A 3737-nucleotide genomic window follows, 5' to 3' on the forward strand; every position below is an offset into this window, starting at 1 on the left:
GCCGTGTGGGGCTGCGACATGCTGGTGCGGCTGGAGCGCCGTGAGGGAGGGCTGTACAGCAGTCAATATTTCCACAGCGTAGAGGAGATGATGCGGTACATATGAGTGCAGTTTGGTATTGCACCCGCCAAAGAGCGGGACCGCTGGTCAAAGAGTGCCGGGCGCTGCGGCCCAGATTCTCGCCCCAGGATGACGCATACATTCGGAGCGAAAAGGCGGAATTTCGGCGGCGGTACCGCTCGGCGGTATGCCGGACTCCGGTGGATCGTCTGGAATTGTGCCTTGCGCTTTTCGGCTTTGAGGGCACGCACTATGAGTGTTCCTTTGACGAGGAGCATCTTCCGGCGCGGTTCGGCGGGGTGCGCAAAGTGTTGAGCGCGTTTTTCAAGCGGTGTAAGCGGTGGCGGCACAATCAACCGTTTGATTACGTGTACGCCATCGAGTACGGTTCGCAGCATTGCCGCTACCATGTCCATCTTGTCCTGCGGGACAGTGAGTTCTCACCGGCGGAAGTGCGGTACCTGTGGCGGCAGGGAGAGGTGCAGGACTTCCCGGTGCTCCTCAAGCACGGAGGATACCGGAGGCTTGCCAAATATTTCAATAAGGAGCCATCTGACGGGTGGTTCTTACCGCTGGGCCGACACAAGTGGAGCTGCAGCCGTACCCTTACCGCCAAGCTGCCGGAGCCGGAGATCTGGGAGGATAAATCCGGTGTGATCCACTGCCCGCACCGCACACTGTGGGCCAGCTCACCGGACGGGCCGCAGAGCTTCAGTAATGAGTTCGGCAGCTACTATTATCACTCCTGGATCGTGCCAAAGAAAAACAGCGCTTTATATTTAGAATAAGATTTCAATACTTGTAATCTAGTTGGTTTTTGTGGACATCCGAAAGAAAGTGAGGAAAGTGCATTGCAAAAGATGGAACGGCGTGATACACTTGCCGTAAAGGATGGATGGCTTACCTGTCCCAACTGCCACCGCAACCACAAGTTGCTGCGGATCGACAAGGACACGGAAGCGACGGGCTTGCCGGTGTACTGCCGGGACTGCAAGACCGAGATCATCCTGGATATCGAAAGAGGCCGGAGCGTTAAACGCCGGAGCCCATGATCGCCCATTGCGGGGTTGGTCATTGGCTCCGGCGTTTTTTGTTTTGCCCTGGAGGTGATAGCCCATGGATTACAAAGGCCGGCGGTGGAAACACCTGCGCCAATCCATCCTGCGGCGTGATCGGTACCAATGCCGGGAGTGCCGGCGCTATGGCCTGGCGGTCAATGCCACCGTGGTGCATCACGCATACCCGGCGGAGGATTTCCCGGAGTTTGCCTGGTGTCCGTGGAACCTGCTGAGCCTGTGCTCGGCCTGCCACAATGCCATGCACGACCGGGAGACCGGCGCCCTGACGGACCGGGGCCTGGCCTGGAGGCGGAGGGTATCCCCCCCTCATCCTCCGGCTGACCCCGGTGTCTAGGGGACCGGGGGGCGGAAGAGCTTCCGACGGCGGACCTCACCGCCGGAGGGGGTTCGCGCCCGCTTAGGCGCGACCAGACTCCGCGCGTGCGCATCATGCCCGGGCAACGCGGGCGCATACGACGCGCCCACGCGAGAGCGGTGTCAGATTCTGACACCGAGACCATAGCGAGGAGGCATCATGGGACGGGAGGCGATGATCCGGGCGGACATGGAGTCCGTCGGCATTTACAGTCCGATCTTTGACAGCACCATCAAGCAGCTGGCCAAGCTGGAGCGGGAACTGTCCAAGGCGGAAAAAGCCTGGCGTGCGGCAGGTGGGCAAATGGTGGCGGAGCTGGTCAACAAGACCGGCGGCAAGTACACCGCCAAAGATCCCAACTACGCGGTGGTGGACCAGCTGCGCAAGGACATCCTGGCGCTGCGGTCTCAGCTGGGCCTGACACCATCCAGCTTTGCCAAGGCCCAGAAAAAGCGGGAGGAGTATTCGGCGGAGAAGCAGAGCCGGATCGAGCTGCTGCTGGAGGAGGCGGCCGCCCATGCGGTGGAGCACGCTGCCGACTACATGGCAGAGGTGGACGGCTATGTCTCCGGGGTGCTGTCCGGAGAGATCCATGCTTGCGTGGAGATCGTCCAGGCGTGCCAGCGGTACATGGACGACCTGAAAAATCCAAAGTGGGATTTCCGGGCGGAGCCGGCCAACGAGATCATCGCCATCATTGAGACGACGGTCTGCCACCAGCAGGGAGAGTTTCTGGACGCCACGCCGCTGCGGGGAACGCCGTTCCTGCTCCTGCCATACCACAAGTTCATCGTGTACAACATCATGGGCTTCTATGTGGCCGGAACAAAGGAGCGGCGTTTCAAGGAGGCGCTGGACTTTGTTCCACGGAAAAACATCAAGACCACCTTTGCGGCGGCCCTGGCCTGGGCCCTGGCGCTCTATGAGCGGCGCAGCGGCTCCAAGGTCTACGAGGTGGGCGGCGCCCTCAAGCAGGCGCTGGAGGGATTTGACTTTCTCCGCTATAACCTCAAGCGGGAGCACCTGACCGTGGACGATGACCCGGTGGGCGGCCTGCGGATCATCAATAACAACATGGAGCGCAGCATCACCGGCGACATCGGTGAGGACGGCTTTATTTCCATCAACGCCCTGGCATCCAGCGTAGACAAGCAGGATTCTTTCAACTGCAACATCGTCATTGCCGACGAGATGCACACCTATAAGTCGGCCAAGCAGTACCAGGTCCTCAAGGATGCCACCAAGGCTTACACCAACAAGCTGGTGATCGGTATCAGCTCCGGCGGTGACTTGGCTACTGGATTTTGCGCAAACCGTGTGGAATACTGCCGCAAGATCTTGAACGGCACCATCAAGGGGCCGGAGGCGGACTCCATTTTTGTTTTCATTGCGGCGGCGCCAAAATCTGAATCCGGCGAGGTGGACTACACCAATCCCGAGGTGATGGAACGCTGCAATCCTGGCTGGGGCAAAAGCATCCGCCCACAGGAAATGGTCAACGACGCCATGCAGGCCAAGGAGGACCCACAGCTGCGGCCGGAATTTCTCCAGAAGTCCCTCAATGTTTTCATTGCGTCGCTGCGGGCCTGGTTCAACGTGGACGAGTTCCGCGCCAGCGACAGCAAATACAGCTGGACCCTGGAAGATCTGTCCCGGCTGCCTATCAAGTGGTATGGCGGCAGCGACTTGTCCAAGCTCCACGATCTGACGGCGGCGGCGCTGTTTGGCCATTACAACGGGGTGGACATCGTCATCCCCCATTGTTGGTTTCCCAGGGCGGCGGCAGTGGTCAAAGCCCATGAGGACCAGATCCCCCTGTTTGGCTGGGCAGAGGACGGCTGGCTGGATATGTCCAACGACAAGGTGACCAACCACTCCGAGGTGGTGAAGTGGTATAAGGGCCTGCGGGATGATGGCTTCAAGCTCCGGCGGATCGGCCACGACCGAAAGTTCTGCCGGGAGTATTTCCTGGAGATGAAAAAGGCCCATTTCCCCATCAAAGACCAGCCGCAGCTGTTCACCCGGAAGTCTGAGGGATTCCGGTATCTGGAGGCCAGCGCCAAGCGCGGGACCCTTTACTACCGGCACGCCGAGCCGTTTGAATACTGCGTGCAAAACGTCCACGGCGTGGAAAAATCGGACGACATGGTCATGTACGACAAGATCCAGCCCAATCTCCGGATCGACGTGTTTGACGCAGCGGTGTTTGCCTGCTGCGCTTACCTGGAAGATCTGGAGACGGT

At 59.7% G+C, this 3737-nt stretch carries 4 protein-coding genes; all 4 read left to right on the top strand.

Annotated elements, in window-relative coordinates:
• Nucleotides 1-101 precede the first annotated feature (101 nt).
• Complete coding sequence (locus QZS13_RS10065) at nucleotides 102-848, top strand: hypothetical protein (protein ID WP_295588569.1); 747 nt, start codon at nucleotides 102-104, stop codon at nucleotides 846-848.
• A 72-nt stretch (nucleotides 849-920) separates the two neighbouring features.
• On the top strand, nucleotides 921-1112 hold the full coding sequence (locus tag QZS13_RS10070) for a cysteine-rich KTR domain-containing protein (RefSeq protein WP_295588571.1): 192 nt from the start codon (nucleotides 921-923) through the stop codon (nucleotides 1110-1112).
• A 64-nt stretch (nucleotides 1113-1176) separates the two neighbouring features.
• Nucleotides 1177-1473 (top strand): HNH endonuclease, encoded by a 297-nt coding sequence (locus QZS13_RS10075; RefSeq protein ID WP_295588572.1) that lies wholly within the window; start codon nucleotides 1177-1179, stop codon nucleotides 1471-1473.
• A gap of 180 nt (nucleotides 1474-1653) precedes the next feature.
• Nucleotides 1654-3737: terminase large subunit domain-containing protein (locus QZS13_RS10080; protein ID WP_295588573.1), on the top strand; the 2084-nt coding region annotated here is incomplete at its 3' end.

This window comes from uncultured Oscillibacter sp., assembly GCF_900546705.1.
Classification (GTDB): Bacteria; Bacillota; Clostridia; order Oscillospirales; family Oscillospiraceae; genus Oscillibacter.

Excerpts from the sequence above, each read along its gene's own strand:
- QZS13_RS10065 (WP_295588569.1), top strand. The coding sequence starts at position 102 with ATGAGTGCAGTTTGGTATTGCACCCGCCAAAGAGCGGGACCGCTGGTC.
- QZS13_RS10070 (WP_295588571.1), top strand. The coding sequence starts at position 921 with ATGGAACGGCGTGATACACTTGCCGTAAAGGATGGATGGCTTACCTGT.
- QZS13_RS10075 (WP_295588572.1), top strand. The coding sequence starts at position 1,177 with ATGGATTACAAAGGCCGGCGGTGGAAACACCTGCGCCAATCCATCCTG.